At 71.8% G+C, this 20,806-nt stretch carries 16 protein-coding genes; 9 read left to right on the forward strand and 7 right to left on the reverse strand.

What is annotated here, in order from left to right; translation table 11 throughout:
* Nucleotides 1-36 precede the first annotated feature (36 nt).
* The 3 genes from lspA to HCC61_RS18200 all read left to right on the forward strand — a co-directional run bounded on the left by lspA (nucleotide 37) and on the right by HCC61_RS18200 (nucleotide 3,312).
* A complete protein-coding gene (lspA, locus tag HCC61_RS18190) occupies nucleotides 37-621 on the forward strand; it encodes a signal peptidase II (RefSeq protein ID WP_169136564.1) in 585 nt (194 codons plus the stop codon).
* A gap of 154 nt (nucleotides 622-775) precedes the next feature.
* Nucleotides 776-1,717, forward strand: a complete 942-nt coding sequence (locus HCC61_RS18195; RefSeq protein ID WP_169136566.1) for an RluA family pseudouridine synthase — start codon at nucleotides 776-778, stop codon at nucleotides 1,715-1,717.
* A 2-nt stretch (nucleotides 1,718-1,719) separates the two neighbouring features.
* On the forward strand, nucleotides 1,720-3,312 hold the full coding sequence (locus tag HCC61_RS18200) for a Na+/H+ antiporter (protein ID WP_169136568.1): 1,593 nt from the start codon (nucleotides 1,720-1,722) through the stop codon (nucleotides 3,310-3,312).
* 124 nt (nucleotides 3,313-3,436) lie between these two features.
* On the opposite strand, the gene HCC61_RS18205 is transcribed toward HCC61_RS18200, so the two are convergent.
* Nucleotides 3,437-4,543, reverse strand: a complete 1,107-nt coding sequence (locus HCC61_RS18205) for a mechanosensitive ion channel family protein (protein ID WP_169136570.1) — start codon at nucleotides 4,541-4,543, stop codon at nucleotides 3,437-3,439.
* Between the two features lie 110 nt (nucleotides 4,544-4,653).
* Between HCC61_RS18205 and HCC61_RS18210 the strand changes: the two genes are divergently transcribed.
* Nucleotides 4,654-5,229, forward strand: coding sequence for a dienelactone hydrolase family protein (locus HCC61_RS18210; RefSeq protein WP_169136572.1), 576 nt, complete (start codon nucleotides 4,654-4,656; stop codon nucleotides 5,227-5,229).
* Between the two features lie 71 nt (nucleotides 5,230-5,300).
* On the opposite strand, the gene HCC61_RS18215 is transcribed toward HCC61_RS18210, so the two are convergent.
* The 4 genes from HCC61_RS18215 to HCC61_RS18230 all read right to left on the reverse strand — a co-directional run bounded on the left by HCC61_RS18215 (nucleotide 5,301) and on the right by HCC61_RS18230 (nucleotide 10,707).
* Nucleotides 5,301-6,911, reverse strand: coding sequence for an alkaline phosphatase D family protein (locus HCC61_RS18215; protein WP_346777267.1), 1,611 nt, complete (start codon nucleotides 6,909-6,911; stop codon nucleotides 5,301-5,303).
* Nucleotides 6,912-7,380: 469 nt separating this feature from the next.
* Nucleotides 7,381-8,172 (reverse strand): thioredoxin domain-containing protein, encoded by a 792-nt coding sequence (locus tag HCC61_RS18220; RefSeq protein WP_169136576.1) that lies wholly within the window; start codon nucleotides 8,170-8,172, stop codon nucleotides 7,381-7,383.
* 147 nt (nucleotides 8,173-8,319) lie between these two features.
* A complete protein-coding gene (locus HCC61_RS18225; RefSeq protein WP_240969112.1) occupies nucleotides 8,320-9,060 on the reverse strand; it encodes a hypothetical protein in 741 nt (246 codons plus the stop codon).
* Nucleotides 9,061-9,261: 201 nt separating this feature from the next.
* Nucleotides 9,262-10,707: a DUF2252 domain-containing protein gene (locus HCC61_RS18230; protein WP_169136580.1), complete on the reverse strand. Its 1,446-nt coding sequence runs from the start codon at nucleotides 10,705-10,707 to the stop codon at nucleotides 9,262-9,264.
* A 325-nt stretch (nucleotides 10,708-11,032) separates the two neighbouring features.
* On the opposite strand from HCC61_RS18230, the gene dnaE reads away from it, so the two are divergent.
* A complete protein-coding gene (gene dnaE, locus HCC61_RS18235; protein ID WP_169136582.1) occupies nucleotides 11,033-14,575 on the forward strand; it encodes a DNA polymerase III subunit alpha in 3,543 nt (1,180 codons plus the stop codon).
* Between the two features lie 313 nt (nucleotides 14,576-14,888).
* Here the strand turns inward: dnaE and HCC61_RS18240 are convergent, their stop codons facing one another.
* Nucleotides 14,889-15,065, reverse strand: a complete 177-nt coding sequence (locus HCC61_RS18240) for a hypothetical protein (RefSeq protein ID WP_169136584.1) — start codon at nucleotides 15,063-15,065, stop codon at nucleotides 14,889-14,891.
* Between the two features lie 243 nt (nucleotides 15,066-15,308).
* Between HCC61_RS18240 and HCC61_RS18245 the strand changes: the two genes are divergently transcribed.
* The 4 genes from HCC61_RS18245 (at nucleotide 15,309) to HCC61_RS18260 (ending at nucleotide 20,173) form a co-directional block, all read left to right on the forward strand.
* On the forward strand, nucleotides 15,309-16,805 hold the full coding sequence (locus HCC61_RS18245; RefSeq protein WP_346777280.1) for an NYN domain-containing protein: 1,497 nt from the start codon (nucleotides 15,309-15,311) through the stop codon (nucleotides 16,803-16,805).
* A 166-nt stretch (nucleotides 16,806-16,971) separates the two neighbouring features.
* Nucleotides 16,972-18,006, forward strand: a complete 1,035-nt coding sequence (locus tag HCC61_RS18250; RefSeq protein ID WP_346777281.1) for an ABC transporter ATP-binding protein — start codon at nucleotides 16,972-16,974, stop codon at nucleotides 18,004-18,006.
* Entirely contained in the window at nucleotides 18,003-18,962 is a 960-nt protein-coding gene (locus HCC61_RS18255; RefSeq protein WP_169136586.1) for an ABC transporter permease, read from the forward strand. Before HCC61_RS18250 ends, HCC61_RS18255 begins: the two co-directional genes overlap by 4 nt.
* Before the next feature lie 704 nt (nucleotides 18,963-19,666).
* Nucleotides 19,667-20,173: an ABC transporter permease gene (locus HCC61_RS18260; RefSeq protein ID WP_169136990.1), complete on the forward strand. Its 507-nt coding sequence runs from the start codon at nucleotides 19,667-19,669 to the stop codon at nucleotides 20,171-20,173.
* 93 nt (nucleotides 20,174-20,266) lie between these two features.
* On the opposite strand, the gene ybaK is transcribed toward HCC61_RS18260, so the two are convergent.
* Nucleotides 20,267-20,788, reverse strand: coding sequence for a Cys-tRNA(Pro) deacylase (ybaK, locus tag HCC61_RS18265; RefSeq protein ID WP_169136588.1), 522 nt, complete (start codon nucleotides 20,786-20,788; stop codon nucleotides 20,267-20,269).
* Nucleotides 20,789-20,806 lie beyond the last annotated feature (18 nt).

Below are 20,806 nucleotides of genomic sequence, written 5' to 3' on the forward strand. Positions count from 1 at the left end.
GGCCGCGGCCGTCCTCATGTGTCGTACCCTCGTCGGGTGACAGAGGTGGAGCGGACTATCGGTACTCCTGACGAGACCACGGAGGAGCCCGCCGGCGGTGCCGGCGGAGACGGTGCAGGGGCGACCGCTTCCCGTGGCAGGCGCCGGGTCGGAGTGCTCATCTCGGTGGCCGCTCTCGCCTACGCCCTGGACCTCGCCAGCAAGCTGATCGTGGTGGCCGGGCTGGAGCATCACGCTCCGATCCAGGTGATCGGCACGGTGCTCCAGCTGGACGTCGTACGGAACCGGGGCGCGGCCTTCGGCATCGGCGAGGCCCTCACCCTTGTCCTCACCGCCATCGCCGCCGTCGTGATCGTCGTGATCGCGCGGATCGCGAGACGCCTGTACAGCGCACCGTGGGCGATCGCGCTGGGGCTGCTGCTGGGCGGTGCCTTCGGGAATCTCACCGACCGTGTCTTCCGCTCGCCCGGCGTCTTCCAGGGCGCCGTCGTCGACTTCATCGCGCCCACGCACTTCGCCGTCTTCAATCTCGCGGACTCGGCGATCGTGTGCGGCGGCATCCTGATCGTGATCCTCTCCTTCCGCGGCCTCGACCCGGACGGGACCGTCCACCGCGACTGATCCGGCGGGCGCCGGCCCTGCGGGGTCCGGCTCCGCGCTGTTCCCCGCAGTTCGCTTCTGTTCCCCTTCGCTCTTCGCCCCGCATGGCGCATCCGTGTACGGGCGGCAGCAGTCGATGACGGAGAGCCAGCGGGCTTCCGGCATACTCGATCGGGTGAGCACGATCCCCGAAATCCGCACCCTGCCCGTACCGGACGGCTTGGAGGGCGAGCGCGTCGACGCCGCCATTGCCCGCATGTTCGGCTTCTCCCGTACGAAAGCCGCCGAACTGGCCGCCGGCGGCAAGGTGTTGCTCGACGGCGCCGCCGCGGGCAAGTCGGACCGGGTGCACGGGGGTGCGTGGCTGGAGGTGGAGCTGCCGCCTCCGCCGGAACCGGTACGGGTCGTGGCCGAGCCCGTGGAGGGCATGACGGTCGTGCACGACGACGCCGACGTGGTGGTGGTCGACAAGCCGGTGGGCGTCGCCGCGCATCCGAGCCCTGGCTGGAGCGGGCCCACCGTGATCGGCGGGCTCGCGGCCGCCGGATACTCGGTCGCCACCTCGGGGGCCGCGGAGCGGCAGGGCATCGTGCACCGGCTGGACGTGGGCACGTCCGGGCTGATGGTGGTCGCCAAGTCGGAGCGCGCGTACACGCTGCTGAAGCAGCAGTTCCGGGAGCGGACCGTCGACAAGCGGTACCACGCGCTGGTGCAGGGCCATCCCGATCCGCTCAGCGGCACCATCGACGCGCCCGTCGGACGGCATCCGCAGCACGACTACAAGTGGGCGGTCACCGCCGACGGCAAGCCGTCGGTCACGCACTACGACCTGATCGAGGCGTTCCGGGCCGCCAGCCTCCTGGACATCAAGCTGGAGACCGGGCGCACGCACCAGATCCGGGTGCACATGTCCGCGCACCGCCATCCGTGCGTCGGCGACCTCACCTACGGCGCCGACCCCACGCTCGCCAAGCGGCTGCGGCTGGAGCGGCAGTGGCTGCACGCCGTGCGGCTCTCCTTCGAGCACCCGTCGGACGGGCAGTGGGTGGAGTACGAGAGCGCCTACCCGGAGGACCTCCGGCGGGCGCTCGACCGGGTGCGGGCGGAGAGCGCGTAGGCGTGGACCAGCTCGCTCTGCTCTTCGCCCTGCTGCTCGGTGCCGTACTGACCGTCCCGCTCGGGGACCGCACCGGCGTGCCCGCCCCCGTGCTGATGACGCTGGTGGGCGGTGTGCTCGCGCTGCTGCCGTTCGTGCCGGACGTGCAGGTGCCGCCGGAGTTCATCCTGCCGCTGGTGCTGCCTCCGCTGCTGTACGCGGCGGTGCACCGTACGTCCTGGCGCCAGTTCGCGGCGAACAAGCGGCCGATCTTCCTGCTGGCGGTGGCGCTCGTCTTCGTGACGACCGCCGTGGTCGCCGCGGTGGCGCACACGCTGGTGCCGGGACTCGGGATCGCCGGGGCCGTCGCCCTCGGGGCGCTGGTCGCGCCGCCCGACCCGGTCGCCGCGACGACGGTCGCGGGGAAGCTCGGGCTGCCGCGGCGACTGGTGTCGATCCTGGAGGGCGAGGGCCTGTTCAACGACGTCACGGCGATCACGCTCTACCACGTGGCCGTGGCCGCCGCCGTCACCGGGACGTTCTCGGTCGGCGGCGCCGTCGGGGAGCTGGTGCTCTCCGCCGTCGTCGCCGTCGTGGTGGGACTGGCGCTGGGGTGGGCGGCCAACAAGATCGCGGGGCTCCTCGCGGACGCGACGCTTCAGACGGGGCTCACGCTGCTGGTGCCGTTCGCCTCGTACGTACTGGCCGAGGAGCTGAAGGGCTCCGGCGTGCTGGCCGTGCTGATGACGGCGCTCTTCCTCTCCTCCGGGCGGGCCGTGGACGCGGACGACGTACAGGGGAGGCTGGTCGGGCAGAGCTTCTGGTCGATCGTCGACACCCTCGTCACCGGTGTCGCCTTCGGGCTCATCGGGCTCGAACTGGCCGTGGTGATCGGGCCGGTGAGCGGACGCTGGGACGAGCTGCTGCCCGCGGCGCTCGCCGTGATCGCGGCGGTGGTCGTGCTCCGGCTGGTGTGGCTGCTGCCGGCGGCCTGGCTGGCCAAGCGGCTGCACCGGCGCAGGGACCTGGACGAGGACATCCCGCTCAACTGGCGTGAGACGACGGTGGTCTGGTGGGCCGGGATGCGCGGGGTGGCGTCGGTGGCGCTGGCGCTCGCGGTGCCGCTGACCGTCGAGGGCGGCGGCGACTTCCCCGAGCGGGACGCCATACTCTTCATCGCGTTCGCGGTCGTGCTGGCCACGCTCGTACTCCAGGGGCTGACCCTGCCGTGGCTGGTCAGGCTGCTGCATGTGCGGGCGGACAGCGCCTCCGAGCGGGAGCTGGAGCGGCAGCTGGCGCTGCGCTGCGCGAAGGCGGCACGGCGGCGGGTACGGGAGATCGAGGCGGACGAGGACCTTCCGGAGGAGATCTCCGAGGTGCTGCTGCGGAGGGCGCACGACGTGGGTGCGCGCATCTCGCCGGACATCGTGGACGAGGAGCGGCGCGAGGCGTACTCCCGGCGCACGTCCCGGATGAAGAAGATCCACCGGCTCAACGGCGAGCTGCTCTCCGCGGCCCGGCACGAGATCCTCGCGGCGCGCGGTGAGGCGGGCGTCGACCCGGAGATCTGCGACCGGGTCCTGCACCAGCTCGATCTGCGCAGCTTCCGCATCTGAGGCGCGGCGCCCGGCGGTCAACGGTACGGCGCCACCGCCGCCGTGCCGTCCTCGTAGCTGCGGGCCTCCGCCGCCCCGAGCCTCCGCCGCCGCGGGCCTCAGCCGCGTCGGCCGGCCCGCGCCGTCAGGAGATCCTGCTCTCCCGGTGGTCGCGGCTCTCCAGATGCCCGTTGGAGTTGGAGCCGGAGTACGCACCGGGCCGGTCGCCGGCGGAGGAGAGCCGGATCCCGGGCAGCGCGTAGGGATGTTCGCTCTGGAGCCAGTCGAGCAGCTGCTCGCGCAGGTCGCAGCGGAGCGTCCACAGGTCGTCGGAGGTACGGGCCGAGACGACCGCGCGCACCTCGATGGTGGTGGGGGTGGTGTCGGTGACGACGAGGCTCCAATTGCGCCCGTCCCAGTAGTCGTTGGCGCGTACGAGCTGTTCGGTGCGCTTGCGCAGTTCGGCGACCGGGGCGGAGTGGTCGAGCTGGAGGTAGACGGTGCCGCTCATCTGCGGTCCGCCGCGCGACCAGTTCTCGAACGGCTTGCTGGTGAAGTAGGAGACCGGCATCGTCAGGCGACGCTCGTCCCAGGTGCGCAGCACCAGATAGGAGACGGTGATCTCGTCGACGGTCCCGTACTCGCCGTCCACGACGACCTCGTCGCCGATGCGCACCATGTCGCCGAAGGCGATGGACAGTCCCGCGAAGAGGTTGCCCAGGGTGGACTGCGCGGCGACACCGGCGACGATCCCCAGCACGCCGGCGGACGCGAGCATCGAAGTGCCCAGCGTCTTCATCGCGTCGAACTGGAGGAGGATCGCGGAGGCCGCGATCACGACCACGACCGTGGTGACAAGCCGCTGGATCAGGGTGAGCTGGGTCTTCACCCGCCGGGCGCGCGCAGGGTCGTGCGCGACACCCGCGTACCGCACGGTGGTCGTCTCCACGACGGCGGCCAGGACGCGCAGGACCAGCCAGGCCGTCGCGGCGATCAGGATGATGTGCAGCCACAGGTTGACGGCCGGGCGGTAGTGGCGGGCGATCTCCGCCTGGTCGTAGAAGACGTTGAGGAGCGCGACGAAGACGACGGCCTGAAGCGGTACGCGTCCACGGCGCAGCAGTCCCCACAGCGGGGTCTCCGGGCGGCGGGCGTCGACGCGGCGCAGCAGCCGGTCGACGCCCCAGGCGACGGCGAACGCGAGCACGATCGCACCGCCGAACACGATGAGCGGCCGTAGCACGTTCTCCATGGCGGGATGACTCCTCGGGGGTTGGCGGGCTCTGCCGACCGTACCTGCCACGATGTGCGGGGTCCCCGCCCGGAACGGGGCCTTCGGCGCTATGTGAGGGAAGTGACATTTTGGCCACCGTCGTGCTGTTCCACTCCGTCTACGGCCTGCGACCCGCCGTGCACAGGGCCGCGGACCGGCTGCGGGCCGCGGGTCACGAGGTGCACGCGCCGGACCTGTTCGACGGGCGTACGGCCGCGACCGTCGAGGAGGGGACGGAGCTGAAGGACGAGATCGGCCGGGACGAGCTGCTGATGCGTGCCGTCACCGTGACCGCTCCGCTCTCCGAACACGGCCTGGTCTACGCGGGGTTCTCGCTCGGCGGTTCCATCGCCCAGAACCTCGCACTCGCCGACGAGCGGGCGCGGGCGCTGCTGCTTCTGCACGGCACCTCGGACCTTCCCGAGGACGCGGCCGTGGACGATCTGCCCGTACAGCTGCACGTCGCGGACCCGGACGCGTTCGAGCCGCACGACTGGCTGAACGCCTGGTATCTGCGGATGCGGCGCGCGGGGGCGGACGTCGAGGTCTTCCGCTACCCGGGAGCCGGGCATCTGTTCACCGACGAGGACCTGGACGACCACGACGCGGAGGCGGCGGAGCGCACGTGGCGCACGGCGCTGGGGTTCCTCGACAGCGTGGGATGACGTCCGACGGGCCGGGGCGGGGCGGGACTTGGCCCGCTCCGCCCCGGCCGTCGGTGCTCCCGGCCGCCGGGTCAGGTGCTGAGCGGGCCGTCCGCTTCCTCCAGCCGCTGGGTGCCGGAGGGCGTGCGGTAGGAGCGGCGGACCTCGCTGGTCGCCCCCTGGTCGGCCTTGTCGGACAGGACGAAGTAGTCCATGTGCGCGCGCCGGGCGTCGATGTCGAGGACGCCGTAGCCGTGCGAGTCCATGTCCAGCCACCGCACATGGCCGTTGGCGGCCCTGACGGCCGCCTCGGCGACCGAGGAGACGGTGTCGGGCGCGACGTGGAGTACGTCGTCGAGGTTGTCGGAGGTGACGGACGTGACCACGAACTCCGTTGCCACCGGGGCGTCTTCGGGATATGTCGCCGCCTTGACGGGCACGTCGTTGGCGAAGGCCATGTGGATGTCGCCGGTGAGGAAGACGGTGTTCTCGATGCGCTGGTCGCGCAGGTGCGTCAGCAGCTCGTGCCGGTCGTCGGTGTAACCGTCCCACTGGTCCACGTTGACGGCCAGGCCCTCCTTGGGGATGCCGAGCAACTCCGCGAGCGGGCCCAGCAGATGGGCCGGTACGGAGCCGAAGGCGACCGGCGCGATCATCACCGACGTACCGACCATGCGCCAGCGTGAAGTCGAGGACGACAGGCCGGACTTGAGCCAGTCGAGCTGCTTGCGGCCCGTGATGGTGCGGTCGGGGTCGTCGATCACGTCGCCGTCGCCGATGGACGCCTGCTGGTCGCGGAACGAGCGCAGGTCGAGCAGGTGCAGGTCGGCGAGGCGGCCGAAGCGCAGCCGCCGGTAGGTGGTGCCCTCCGTGGCGGTGCGTACGGGCATCCACTCGAAGTACGCCTGCTTCGCGGCGCGTTGGCGGTCCGCCCAGGTGCCCTCCTGGCCCTCGGTGTGGTTCTCGGCGCCGCCCGACCAGGTGTCGTTGGCGAACTCGTGGTCGTCCCACATCGCGATGAGGGGGTGCGCGGTGTGCATGGCCCGCACGTCCGGGTCGAGTTTGGCCTGGCCGTGCCGGACGCGGTAGTCGGCGAGGGTGACGGTCTCGTTCGCGGGCTGGACGGTGCGCACGGTGTCCTTCCCGCGCAGGGGGTACCCCTCGTGCCCGTACTCGTAGATGTAGTCGCCGAGATGGAGCACGGCGTGCAGATCGGCGCGGGCCGCGAGATGCCGGTACGAGGCGAAGTACCCGGCCTCGTAGTGCGCGCAGGAGACCACGCCGAAGCGGAGGTTGGCGGTGTCGGCGTCCTCGGCGGGAGCCGTGCGGGTGCGCGCGGCGGGGGAGTCGGCGCCGCCGGCACGGAAGCGGAACCAGTAGGCGGTGTCGGGCGCGAGGCCTCGTACGTCCGCCTTGACCGTGTGGTCGGCGGCGGCGTCGGTGGCCACCGTGCCGCGGGCGACGATCTCACGGAAGCCCTCGTCCGCCGCGATCTCCCAAGTCACCTTCACCGGGCCGCCCTTGCCCGATCCGGGCACGGCGTCGGGAGCGGGCGTGACGCGCGTCCACAGCAGGACGCCGTCGGGCAGCGGATCGCCGGAGGCGACGCCGTGCAGGAACTCGGGGCCCGCGGCGGCCTGGGCGCGGGCGGTGCCGCCCGCGAGCGGGAGCAGGGCCGCGGAGGCGGCGGTGGCCGCGACCACCGTGCGGCGCCTGGGATGTCCGGGTGTGGAGCCGGGTCTCTCCGCCGGAACGGGTCTGGGGGGTTCACTTGTCGGGTTCGTCACGGACCTTGATGTTACGCACAAGTAGCCCCGACGGGCAGGGAACCGGCAGGAGTTCGTCTGCTCGTCGGGGCGAGTTCGGCCCCATGACACGGGGGCGAGACGGTGCGTGGCGCCGCACGTACCGGGCGGAATCCCACGCGGGTACGGGAGTCGGGGGCTTCGCCGGGTCGCTGTCGGTCCGCCGGTCCGCCGGTCCTCCGCTGGTCCACCGGTCCGGTCCGCTCCCCGGGCACCGGGCACCGGGCACCGGCGGCGGTTGCCGGTGCCCGGCGAGGCGGAAGGCGGGCGGTGCCGGGCTTCCCGCTCCCCGGCGCCGCCCGCCCGCGTGCCGCCCCTGCCTGGGCCCTGGTTGGCCCTTGCTTGGCCCCTGTCTTGGCCGGACCCTCTAGCCGGGCAGCTTCACGCCCAGCTTCTGGAGCGCCCCCGGGAGCTGATTCTGCTCGACGTCCTTACCGTCGATGCGGATCGTCGGCGTCGCCTGGACCTTGCCCTTCTGGAAGCCGTCGACCATCTCCAGCGCCCACTTGTCGTAAGTGCCCTCCTCCAGGGCCTTCTTGAAGCCTCCGTTGTTCTTCAGCGCCGGGACGGAGCCGGCGACCTTGAGGAGGTAGTCGTCGTCGGCGAACTTGTCCTGGGTCTCCTCCGGGTGGAACTGCGGGGAGTACAGCTTGTCGTGGTAGTCCTGGTAGGCGCTCTTGCTCACGTTGAGCGCGGCCCCCAGGGCACTGATGGCGTTCTTCGAGCCCTCACCGCCGGCGTTGCCGTCGATCAGGTCGCCCAGGTGCACCTTCAGCTTGAACTTGCCGTCCTGGGCGCCCTTGGTGAGGAGCTTGCCCGCGCCCTGCTCGAACTGCGCGCAGGCAGGGCAGCGCAGGTCCTCGTAGAGGTCGACGGTCTTCTTCGCGCTCTCGCCGCCGACGACGATGAACTGGCCGTTCTTGCCGGACGAGTTGGCGGGCTGGACGAGCTTCTGGTCCTTGGCCGCCTCCCAGCCGCTGGGCGCGGTCAGCTTGTTGACGGCGAAGAAGATGCCGGCGGCCACGGCCAGCACGCCGATCACGGCGACGCCGACGAGCGACTGCCGGCGGATCTTGTCCTTCTTGGCCTGCCGTTCGCGCTCCGCGCGCAGCCGATCGCGGGCGGCGCGCTTTGCTTCCTGGCTGTTGCGCTTGCTCATGGGTTCCTTCTCCGTGGTTTGCGTGAGTACGCGGTGTGCGTATGGGACGAGGTGGACTGGCTCGACGGGCGCTCGCGGGGCCCTTGCCCGGGCGGGCGGTCACGGCCGGGCGGGGCCGGCGGCACGGGGCCGCGGCCGGACGGCCGGTCAGGCTGCGAGCAGCGGTGCCGGAGGTCCTCGTCGGTGCACGGAGTGGGTGAGCAGTGGCAGAGCGCGCGGGCCCAGCACGGGCAGCGACCGCGGTACGGGCCGGGGCCCGCCGCCGCAGTCGTACGTACGGACACCCGCGGCGAACGCCAGGCGCAGCGGCCGGAACGCCGTCACCGAGGCGGCGCGCAGCAGCCCGGCCAGGGCCGCCTCGCCGCGCCTCAGCCAGGCGGCGGCGGCCAGGCCCACGGCGACGTGTGCGGCGAGCAGCAGGAACGGCGTCACCGACGGGGCGGTGTCCAGCGGGGCGAGCGGGCCCAGCGGGCCGGCCTGGGCGCCGCCGGAGAGGGCCCCGTCGGGGGCATGTCCGCCCTGCGCGGCGATATGGGCCAGCGGGGTGCCGAACTCGCCGCCGCCGCACAGCAGGTCGACGCCGACCGTGCGCAGCGGGCCGGTGACGGGTCCGCCGGCCTGCCCGTAGCAGGTGTGCTGGCCGGTGGTGAAGACGGTGTCGGCGAGCAGTTCGAGGGGGATCAGCACGGAGGCGATGCGTCCGTAGCCGCGCTCGCGGTCCGCGAGGGCGAACGCCAGCAGGAAGATCACGCCGGTGACCGCGAGCAGCGGGCCGAGCGGCAGCGGCACCCCCGAGAGCAGGACGTGGGAACCCGCGGACAGCGTCACGCACAGCACGGTGAAGACGACCGCCCGCACTGTCCGTATGCCTGCCGCATCCATGTCCATCGCCGGGAAGTGTGCCATGAGGAGGCGTAAGCGGTCTTTAAATGCGGCCGGTGAATCGATCCGCGAAGGGCTCCGCCCGGGCGGGACCAGGTCCGGCGCCGCTCCCCGCCGGGAAGCGGCGCCGGACGCGTCGGCGCTCGGCTCGTGGTGCCCCGGCCCGCCGGTGCTCGTTCGCCTTCCAGCGCCTTCGGCGAGGCCCCGCTACAGCCCGGGGATCCGGCCGTTGCGGAAGAGGTCCACGAAGATCTGGTGGTCGCGCCGGGTGCGCGATCCGTAGTCGTGCGCGAAGTCGGCCAGCATCTGCGTGAAGCCCTCCTCGTCACCGGAGATCGCCGCGTCGATGGCGCGCTCCGTGGAGAAGGGCACCAGCGAGTGGCCGCTCTCGGCGTCGGCGGCGCCGTGCATGGTCGCGGTGGCCCGTCCGAGGTCGCCGACGACCTGGGTGATCGCGTCGAGGTCGTCCAGGTCGGACCAGTCCAGGTCGACGGCGTACGGCGAGACCTCGGCGACCAGCTGCCCCGTGCCGCGCAGTTCGGTCCAGCCCAGCCACGGGTCGGCGTGCGCCTGGAGGGCCCGCTGCGAGATCACCGTGCGGTGGCCCTCGTGGAGGAAGTAGCCGTGGATCGCGGGGTCGGTGATGTGGCGGGCGACGGCGGGGGTCTGCGCCTGCTTCATGTAGATCACCAGGTCGTTCTCGAGGGCGTCGCTGTGGCCTTCGAGAAGGATGTTGTACGAGGGCAGTCCGGCGCTGCCGATGCCGACGCCGCGGCGCCCGACGACGTCCTTGACCCGGTAGGCGTCCGTACGGAAACGGGTCGCGCCCGGCAGCGTGCCGATGTAGGCGTCGAAGGCGTCAAGCACCTCGGAGCGGGTGGCCGCGTCCAGCTCGACGGCGCCGCCGCCCGGGGTGAAGCGGCGCTCCCAGTCGCGGATCTCGGTCATGCTCTCCAGCAGTCCGAAGCGGGTGTTGGCGCGTGCGGAGCGCAGCGCGCCGAGCACCGGGCCGCGCGCGGTGTCGAGGGTGAGCGAGGGGGCGGCGTCGTCCTCGCCGCCGGACCCGGCGCCCGCGGGGTCGCTCTCGCTGCCCGCGCGGCGCGCCGCTTCGCGCTTCGCGTCGCGTTCGGCCAGTACGCGGATGCGCTCGCGGTAGGCGTCGGCGTAGGCGCGCACCAGCCCTGTGATCTGCTCGTCGCTGAGCGCCTTGCCGTAGCCGAGCAGGGCCACGGAGGCCGCGAAGCGCTTCAGGTCCCAGGTGAAGGGGCCGACGAACGCCTCGTCGAAGTCGTTGACGTTGAAGGTGAGGCGGCCGTTGGCGTCCATGTACGTGCCGAAGTTCTCGGCGTGCAGATCGCCGTGGATCCAGACCCTGCCGGTGTGTTCGTCGAGGAACGGGCCGCCGGGCACCGCACCGGTCCCGCCGCCCGGCGCCTCCGCCGCCCCGCCGTCCCCGTACCCCTCGGTCGCGTCCGCGTAGAAGAGACAGGCCGTGCCGCGGTAGAAGGCGAAGGCCGACGCGGCCATCTTGCGGAACTTGACCTGGAAGGCGGCCGGATCCGCGGCCAGAAGCTCTCCGAAGGCGGTGTCGAAGACCTCGAGGATCCGCTCGGCGCGGGCGTCGTCCGTTGCGCCGGTGTGCTGCGTTGCCATGGGGTGTCGCCCTTCAGGGGATATCGGCGGTGGCTGATGTTGACGGCTCACGGGATCTTCTCGTACGGGACGCCAGGAGCCACCGAGGGGAGGGAAAGGCTGGGGAAAGGGGAGGGAAAAACCCGGCTCGGGGCGGTCCGCGGGACGCCCTCGGGACCGCTCGGTGCGCTGCTGCGGCCTGCCGCCGTGCCTCCCGTACCGCCGCCCGTACCTCCGTGCGCCGCCCGGGAGTTGGGAGCGGGACGCCGCCCGGCGTGGTTGTCGGTGGCGGGTCGTAGACTCCGGAATCGTCCAGCAGCATCCGTGCCCGGAGGTGTCCCGCGCCGTGACCGACCAGCCGTTCACTCATCTTCACGTGCACACTCAGTATTCGCTGCTGGACGGCGCGGCGCGGCTGAAGGACATGTTCAAGGCCTGCGGCCAGATGGGCATGTCGCACATCGCGATGACCGACCACGGCAACCTGCACGGGGCCTACGACTTCTTCCACCAGGCCCAGGACGCCGGCATCACGCCGATCATGGGCATCGAAGCGTATGTCGCGCCGGACCACCGGCGGAACATGCGCCCGGTCAAGTGGGGCACACCGCACCAGAAGCGCGACGACGTCTCGGGTAACGGCGCGTACACGCACATGACCATGTGGGCGCGCGACAAGGAGGGCCTGCACAACCTCTACCGCGCGCAGTCCCGCGCCGGCCTGGAGGGCTTCTTCCGCAAGCCCCGCATGGACCGCGAGCTGCTCGCCGAGTATGCGAAAGGGATGATGGCCACCACCGGCTGCCCCTCCGGCGAGGTGAGCACCAAGATCCGGCTCGGTCAGCTGGAGGAGGCCGTCGAGGCCGCCGGGGAGTTCCAGGACATCTTCGGCAAGGAGAACTTCTTCGTCGAGCTGATGGACCACGGCATCGACATCGACAAGCGTGCGCGGGACGGCCTGGAAGAGGTGGCCAGGCGGATCGACGCCCCGTTCGTCGTCACCAACGACTCGCACTACACCTACGAGCACGAGTCCTCGGCGCACGACACCCTGCTGTGCATCCAGACCGGCAGCAATCTCTCCGACCCGGACCGCTTCAGCTTCGACGGCGCGGGCTACTACATCAAGTCGGCCGAGGAGATGTATGCCATCGACTCCTCGGACGTCTGGCAGCAGGGCTGCCGCAACACGCAGCTGCTCATCGCCGAACGGGTCGACGCCACGGGCATGTTCGAGCCGCAGAACCTGATGCCCCGTTTCGACGTGCCCGAGGGGTACGACGAGGTGTCGTGGTTCAAGGAGGAGGTCAAGCGGGGCATGGCCCGCCGTTACCCGGGCGGCGTCCCCCAGGACCGCCAGGAGCTCGTCGAGTACGAGATGGACGTCATCATCTCGATGGGCTTCCCCGGGTACTTCCTCGTCGTCGCCGACTTCATCAACTGGGCCAAGGACAACGGCATCGCGGTCGGTCCCGGCCGCGGCTCGGCCGCCGGCTCGATCGCCTCCTACGCGCTGGGCATCACCGACCTCGACCCGATCACCCACGGACTGATCTTCGAGCGGTTCCTCAACCCCGAGCGCCTCACCATGCCCGACGTCGACATCGACTTCGACGAGCGCAGGCGCGGCGATGTGATCCGCTACGTGACGGAGAAGTACGGCGCCGACAAGGTCGCCATGATCGGCACGTACGGCACGATCAAGGCGAAGAACGCGATCAAGGACTCGGCCCGCGTGCTGGGTTACCCGTACGCGATGGGCGACAGGATCACCAAGGCGATGCCCGCCGACGTCCTCGGCAAGGGCATCCCGCTCTCCGGCATCACCGACAAGGACCACCCGCGCTACAGCGAGGCGGGCGAGATCCGCTCGATGTACGAGAACGAGCCGGACGTCACCAAGGTGATCGACGCCGCCCGCGGCATCGAGGGCCTGGTGCGGCAGATGGGCGTGCACGCCGCGGGCGTGATCATGTCCAGCGAGAAGCTGATCGACCACGTGCCGGTGTTCTCGCCGAAGAACGACGGAGTCGTCGTCACGCAGTGGGACTACCCGAGCTGCGAGGCGCTGGGCCTGCTGAAGATGGACTTCCTCGGCCTGCGCAACCTGACGATCATGGACGACGCGGTCAAGATGATCCGCAAGAACAAGGACGTCGACCTCAGCCTGCTCGACCTGCCGCTGGACGACGAGAAGACCTTCGAACTGCTCTGCCGGGGCGACACGTTGGGCGTCTTCCAGTTCGACGGCGGTCCCATGCGCTCCCTGCTGCGCATGATGAAGCCCGACAACTTCGAGGACATCTCCGCCGTCTCGGCGCTCTACCGGCCCGGCCCGATGGGCATGAACAGCCACATCAACTACGCGCTGCGCAAGAACGGCCAGCAGGAGATCACTCCGATCCACCCTGAGCTGGAGGAGCCGCTCAAAGAGGTCCTCGACATCACCCACGGCCTGATCGTCTATCAGGAGCAGGTGCAGAAGGCCGCGCAGGTGCTCGCCGGGTACTCGCTGGGCCAGGCCGACCTGCTGCGCCGCGCGATGGGCAAGAAGAAGAAGGAGGTTCTCGACAAGGAGTTCGTGAACTTCCAGAAGGGCATGCGCGACAACGGCTACTCGGACGATGCCATCCAGGCCGTCTGGGACGTGCTGGTGCCCTTCGCCGGATACGCCTTCAACAAGGCGCACTCCTCCGCGTACGGCCTCGTGACGTACTGGACGGCGTACCTCAAGGCCAACTACCCCGCGGAGTACATGTCGGCGCTGCTCACCTCGGTGCGCGACGACAAGGACAAGTCGGCGGTGTATCTCAACGAGTGCCGCAAGATGGGCATCAAGGTCCTCCCGCCGGACGTCAACGAGTCGGAGGCCAACTTCACCTCGCGCGACGACCAGACCATCGTCTTCGGCCTCACGGCGGTGCGGAACGTCGGGCAGAACGTCGTGGACTCGATCGTCAAGTGCCGCAAGGCGAAGGGGAAGTACGCCTCCTTCCCGGACTTCCTCGACAAGGTCGAGGCGGTCGTGTGCAACAAGCGCACCGTCGAATCGCTCATCAAGGCGGGCGCGTTCGACGAGATGGGCCACACGCGCAAGGGCCTGACCGCCCAGTTCGAGCCGATGATCGACAACGTGGTGCAGGTCAAACGCAAGGAGGCCGAGGGCCAGTTCGACCTCTTCGGGGACCTCGGCGGCGACGACGGCGAGGACACTCCGGGTTTCGGACTGGACGTCACCTTCTCCGAGGAGGAATGGGAGAAGACGTATCTCCTCGCCCAGGAGCGGGAGATGCTCGGTCTCTACGTCTCCGACCACCCGCTCTTCGGCCTGGAGCACGTGCTCGACGAGAAGGCGGACGCCGCGATCGCCCAGCTCACCGGCGGTGAGCACTCGGACGGCGCGATCGTCACCATCGGCGGCATCATCTCCGGGCTCCAGCGCAAGATGACCAAGCAGGGCAACGCGTGGGCAATCGCCACCGTCGAGGACCTGGCGGGCTCGATCGACTGCATGTTCTTCCCGGCGACGTATCAGCTGGTCTCCACCCAACTCGTCGAGGACGCCGTGGTCTTCATAAAGGGACGGCTGGACAAGCGCGAGGACGTGCCGAGGCTGGTCGCGATGGAGCTGATGATCCCCGACCTGAGCGAGGCCTCCGCCAGCGCGCCCGTGACGATCACCATCCCGACCGTGAAGATCACCCCGCCGCTGGTGGAGAAGCTCGGCGAAGTCCTCACCCACCACCGGGGTTCGAGCGAGGTGCGGGTGCGGTTGCAGGGGGCCCGCAAGACCACCGTGCTGCGGCTGGACAAGCACCGGGTGACGCCCGCGCCGGCGCTCTTCGGCGATCTCAAGGAGCTGCTCGGGCCGTCCTGCATGGCGGGCTGACGGGGTCCGGCGGGTCCGGCGGGGTCTGACAGGGTCCGTGGGCCTGACGGGTCCGACGGGGCTGGTTCATCGGAGGCGAAGGGCCGGGGGTCTCAACTCCCGCCCGTGGCGGGGCCGTTCGGGGCTCGCCTGACCGTACGGACGTGCTGCCCGTGCCCGACTGCTGGGCCCGCGCCCGGACTTCCCGTACCCGTACATGGGGGTGGGCGGCCCCGGGGCTGGGGCCGCCCACTCCTTCATAAGCGCCGACGTGCGGTGCCCAAGGGCACAGGTGAATCAAACGGATTCTTCTCGACCTCTGCGCCAGGCAGGGTCAGTTGTGTCCGAAGCGCCGCTGGTGCTTGCGGGCGACGTCGGCAGGGCTGACGTTTCTGCCCTGCGACGGACGCGACGGCTGGCCCTCCGATGAGCCGCTCTCGGGCCTGCTCTGGTCGCCCTCGCCGCTGCCGGCTTTCTTCTGACTGCGTTCCTGATTCCTGCCCTTGGCCATGATCGCCTCCTGGTGACCGTTGAACTCTGGGCCGAAATCAGCCTGGCACGGGGGTATGAAGCGCGCATGTCGGACAATCACCGTGAGTGAGGCGGTTCTTCGCGCTGTTGCGCGCCCACCGCATGTGTGCCGCCACGCCGATGATCGTGCCCGGCCGGTGAGCCCTGTACGGTCGGGCAGACTCGAAGGCGAAACGCACGACCCCGGTTCCGGCCGCGGTCAGTGACCGAGAGTGGGTGGATCGTGGACCGCTGCGTCGTTCTGGTGGATGCCGGATACCTGTTGGGCGCCGCCGCGAGTCTGCTGGCGGGGGAGCCGATGCGCTCCCAGATCAGCGTGGATCACGCGGCGCTGATCCGCGGGCTGCGGGAGCGGGCGGAGGCCGACACCGGGTGCGATCTCCTGCGGATCTACTGGTTCGACGGCGCCCCGGACCGGGTGCCGCAGCCGGAGCACCGCCGGCTCCGCGTGATGCCGCGTGTGACCGTACGGCTCGGCGCCCTCACCAGAAGCGACGGCCGCTGGGCCCAGAAGGGCGTCGACGCGGCGATGCACGCGGAGCTGACGGAACTGGCCCGTAATCGCGCCTGTTCCGACATCGTCCTCGTCACCGGCGACGGGGATCTGCTCCCGGGGCTGATGTCCGCCAAGGAGCACGGGGTCGCCGTGCACCTGTGGGCCGTACAGGCCGCGGACGGCGACTACAACCAGTCCGAGGACCTCGTGGCGGAGGCCGACGAGCGCCGGGTCCTGGACCGCAGCTGGATCACCGGAGCGGTACGCGCCACGGAACCGTCCGGCGCGTACCACCCGCAGTCCGCCTCCCGCCCGGAGATCGCCGCGATCCTCTCCGCACCGCTTCCCGAGGCCGCCAAGAACGGCAACGGGCCGCCCGTCCCGCCCTCCGTCGCGGCCGGCGGCCCCGGCTCCGCATCCGGCGGCTCCGTGCCGGGCGGCTCCGTTTCGTCCGCTTCCGGGACCACGGCCGACAGCCCCGAGGCGGCCCCCGCCGAGGGCGACGAGGAGGACCCGTCCGCGGCGGCCGGCAAGAGCGCCACCGGAGTGCCCACCCCCAAGGATCTGGCCGGACTCGGGCGCCTCGCGCAGCCCCCGCAGCAGGGCCACGGCGGCCCGTCGTCGGCGACGCTGCGCTGGTCGTCGGAGCGCGGCTGGGTGGAGCGGGGAACTCCCGGGGAGACGCCGGAGGTCGCCGCGCTGCCGATGCTGGCGCAGCTGACGACGGCCGAGCAGCGCTGGGCCGACCGCGAGGAGGACATCACCGCGGTCAGCGGCGACCCGTTCGAGGTCGGCCAGGTCTTCGCGCGGCGGTGGCTGGAGCGGCTGGGCTCCCCGGCACATGTGCAGACGCTGGCGCGCGAGTATCCGCGCATCCCGCACCGCATCGACGGCGAGCTGCTGCGTTACGCGGCACGGTTCGGGCTGCTCGCGCACAAGGACGACCAGATCGACGAGCACGACCGCTACGCGATCCGCGCGGGCTTCTGGCGCGAGGTCGACGCCCCGGTGGCCGGGCAGGCAGCGCCGGAAGGGCAGCCGGGCCAGCCCGGCCAGCCGGGTCAGCCGGGCCAGGCAGGGCAACCAGGGCAGAGCGTGCAGACGGCTCCGGCGGGGCAGGCGGGGCAGACCGACCAGCCCGGCCAGACAGGACAGAGCGCTCAGGCCGGGCAGAGCGGGCAGAGCGACGCCCCAGGCGAGGACGCCTCCGTCGCCGACCAGTGACGCCGGGGCCCTCATACGGACCGGGGCCTTCGTACGGACCGGGGCCTTCATACGGAAACGACCCTTCCGGAAGGGCCGCGGACGCCGGAGCGTAGGCTCGACGCTCGTGGGAACCGGCACACGGCAGCAGACGGCGGAGAGCGTACATACGCCGACCCGGACCGCTGTGCGCATAGCGGACCTGGTCAAGACGTATCCCGCCGGGCGGCGCCGGTACGCCGGATTCCCCCTGAACCTGCTGCGCACCTCCCACGGGGCGGCGGGCGCCCGGGACGGCTCGGCTGCCTCCGGCACCGCGGGCGTACGGGCCTGCGACGGGATCACCCTCGATGTGCGCCAGGGCGAGATCTTCGGGCTGCTCGGCCCGAACGGCGCCGGCAAGTCCACCGTCGTACGGCAGCTGACCGGTCTGATGCGGCCCGATTCCGGCACCGTCGAGGTGCTCGGGCACGATCTGGTGCGGCATCCGGAGCGTGCCGCGCGGATCCTCGCGCACCTGGGCCAGGAGTCCGGCGCGCTCGACGAGTTGACCGTCGCCCTCGCCGCCGAGACGACCGGACGGCTGCGCGGCCTCGACGTCGCGGCGGCCCGCCGCGAGCGCGACGACGTACTGGACGAGCTGGGGCTGACCGCGCTCGCGGGCCGTCCGCTCAGGAAGCTCTCCGGGGGGCAGCGGCGGCTGGCGTGCGTCGCGTCGGCGCTGATGGGGGAGCGTCCGCTGCTCGTACTGGACGAGCCCACGACCGGGATGGACCCCGTCGCGCGTCGTGCCGTGTGGTCTGCCGTGGAGCGCAGGCGTACGGAGCGCGGAGCGACGGTCGTACTGGTCACGCACAACGTCATGGAGGCCGAGACCGTGCTCGACCGGGTCGCCGTACTGGACCGCGGGCGGGTCATCGCCTGCGACACCCCGGGCGGTCTGAAGTCCCTCGTCGGCGGCGACGTACGGCTCGAACTGGTCTGGCGCGACCGCCCGCCCCTCGACGTGCCGAAGGTCGCGGACCTCGCCGGCCGTGCCACGGTCTCCGGGCGGCGGTGGACGCTGCGGCTGGCGCCCGGGGCGGCACGCGCCGCGGTCGACGCCGTCACCGACGGGCCCGCGTTCGCCGCTCTCGACGACTTCTCACTGGCCACGCCCAGCCTGGAGGACGTGTATCTCGCGCTGGGCGGCGGCAGCGGCGAAGGGCTGGTGAAGGCATGAGTACGGCCGCGTCGGCACGGGCCGCGAAGTCCGCCGGGTCCGCCCTGCCGGCGCAGTCCGCGCAGTCCGCGCACTCCGGACGACCGCCCGCCCCCGCGCAGGGGGCCGCGCCCGCGGACGTGGCGACGGCGGCGCGGACCGTGCGTGGGACGGAGTCGTACTCCGCCGCGGCCGGCGGCACGGCCACGGTCGCCGAGGCGCCCGCTCCACTCGCTCCCCGCGCACGCATGTGGCCCGCGCTCGCCGCCGTCTACCGTGCGCAGCTGTCGCGCGCGCGGGTCGCCCGCGTCCCGCTGCTGTTCGTGGCGACGTTCCAGTCGCTGGGGATCATGGTGCTGATGCGGGGCGTCGTCGACGGCGGCGCCGAGTCCCGGGCCGTGGTCGCCGGTTCGACGGTCTTGGTGGTGGCGTTCGTCGCGCTGAACCTGCTGGCCCAGTACTTCGGGCAGCTGCGCGCGGGCGGCGGCCTCGACCACTACGCGACGCTGCCGGTGCCCGCGGCGGCCGTCGTGCTCGGGGCGGCGGGCGCGTACGCGTCGTTCACGGTGCCGGGAGTCGCCGTCACCGCCGTCGCGGGCGGTGTGCTGTACCAGCTGCCGCTGGGCGGGCTGTGGGTGCTGGCGGCGGTCGTACCGCTGGCGGGCGCTGCCCTCGCCGGGCTCGGCGCCGCGCTGGGACTGCTCGCTCCCAAGCCGGAGATCGCCACGCTCTGCGGTCAGCTGGGGATGTCGGCGGCGCTGCTGCTCGGGGTGCTGCCGGGGAGCCGGCTGCCGGAACCGGTGGCGCTGCTGCGCGACCTGCTGCCGTCCACCTACGGGGTCGAGGCCCTTGCCCGTGCGTTCGAGACGCAGCCCGACTGGTTCCGTGCGGCGCTGGATCTGGGCGTGTGCGCAGCAGTGGGGGTGGCGTCGCTGGCGCTGGCGACGTGGGCGTACCGGCGGGCCGCGGTCCGCTGAGGGCGGGCCCGCGGAGCCCCGCGGAGATCCTGCCGAGCACGGTGCGGACGTCCCGCCGAGCCCCCGCCGACATCGCGCAGGCCTCCCGCCGATGCCCGGTTGATTCCAGGACGACGCCCGAACGACGCCCGAATGGGGTCCGGACCGAATGGGGCCCGGACGGAGGGCGAGCAGCGCCTCACCGGAACCCGGCGGGATTCTGACCAGCGGCTACCGGGATCCGGGCCGTTCCCGGCGCAGCAAGGGCCGCGGCAGACGCCCGTACGAGTCGGAGCCATCTGCCGCCCGCCGCCCGAACTGGTGCCCGGAACTGGCACGATGGCGTCGTGACCGCACCAACGCCTTCCTCACCCGACCCCGACCACTCGCGTCGCTCCTCCCGCTCCCGCCAGGGCAACGGCGGCCGGCGCGGCAGCGGACAGCAGCCGGGCTCCCACCGGCGCGGCGACCCCGCGGGCGGCGATCAGGCCGCGTCCGCGTACGGACCGGACGGTCCCGCACACGAGGGGCCCGGTGCGTACGGCAGTCACGGTGCGTACGGGCATCCCGGGGGACACCCGGGTCAGGACCCGGCTCACGGAGCGGCACAGGACCCGGCTTACGGTCCGGCTCAGGACCCGGCTCACGCGGAGTATCCGGAGGGCCCGGAGTACGCAGACGACGGCGAACGTGCCGATGTCCGCGGTGAGGTCCGCACCGGCGCGCTGTGCGCGCTCCTCGTGCTCGTGCTCGGAGTCGGGCTCGGCCTGCTGTGGTGGTGGCTCGCACCGCGGGTGCCGCTCGTCAAAGTCGACGGCGGCGTCTTCCTCAAGGACCCGGAGGGCGAGGAGGCGATCGGGGCCGACGGCACCTTCGTGCTGCTCGCGCTCGGATTCGGCCTGGTGACCGGCCTGGTGGCCTTCCTGCGCAGCCGGGCAGGCGGCATCGGGATCGTGATCGGGCTCGCGGTGGGCGCGCTGCTGGGGTCCGTACTGGCGTGGCAGCTCGGTGTGCTGCTGGGGCCGTCCAGCGATCTGGCCGCCTCGGCGAAGGCGGCCGGCACGAACAAGACCTTCGACGGACCGCTGAAGCTTCAGGCCAAGGGCGCGCTGCTGGCCTGGCCGTTCATCGCGCTCACGACGCATCTGCTGCTGATGGCCGCCTTCGGGCACCGGGATCCGGAGCCCGGGGCGCCGCTGCCGCCCGACGGTGGAGACCGGCAGCACTGGTGAGCGGCCCCGTACCCGGGGGCTGCCCCGGGTACGGCACAGGCACCGCTACCGCGCGGGCACTCACGCACCGGGTTTTCACGCGACCGGCGCCTCTCAGGACAGCTCACTCGTGCGGGCGATGGCCGCGCTGGCCGCGCCGGTGAGGGCGGCCAGGTCGCCCGGTGCGAGTTCGATCTCCAGACCGCGGCGCCCGGCCGAGACGCAGACGGTGGCGTGCGCGGAGGCCGAGGCGTCGACGACGGTGGGCAGCCGCCGGCGCTGTCCCAGGGGCGAGACGCCGCCCAGCACATAGCCGGTGCTGCGCTCGACGGCCCGTGGGTCGGCCATGGCCGCCCGTTTACCGCCGGCCGCCGAGGCCAGCGCCTTCAGGTCCAGCGACGCGGACACCGGGACGATCGCGACCGTCATGGCGCCGTCGACCTCGGCGACGAGGGTCTTGAACACCCGCTCCGGGGCGATGCCCAGGGCCTCGGCGGCCTCCGTGCCGTAGGAGGCGGCGGAGGGGTCGTGCTCGTAGGAGTGCGTGGTGAACTCGACGCCCGCGCGGGAGGCGGCGAGAGTCGCCGGGGTCGCCGCCTGCTGCTGCCGCTGCTGTCGCTGCTTCTTCTTCGCCACTTGGTACTCGGTCTTCCG

Origin of the sequence: Streptomyces sp. HNM0575 (assembly GCF_012726265.1) — a bacterium.
GTDB lineage: Bacteria > Actinomycetota > Actinomycetes > Streptomycetales > Streptomycetaceae > Streptomyces.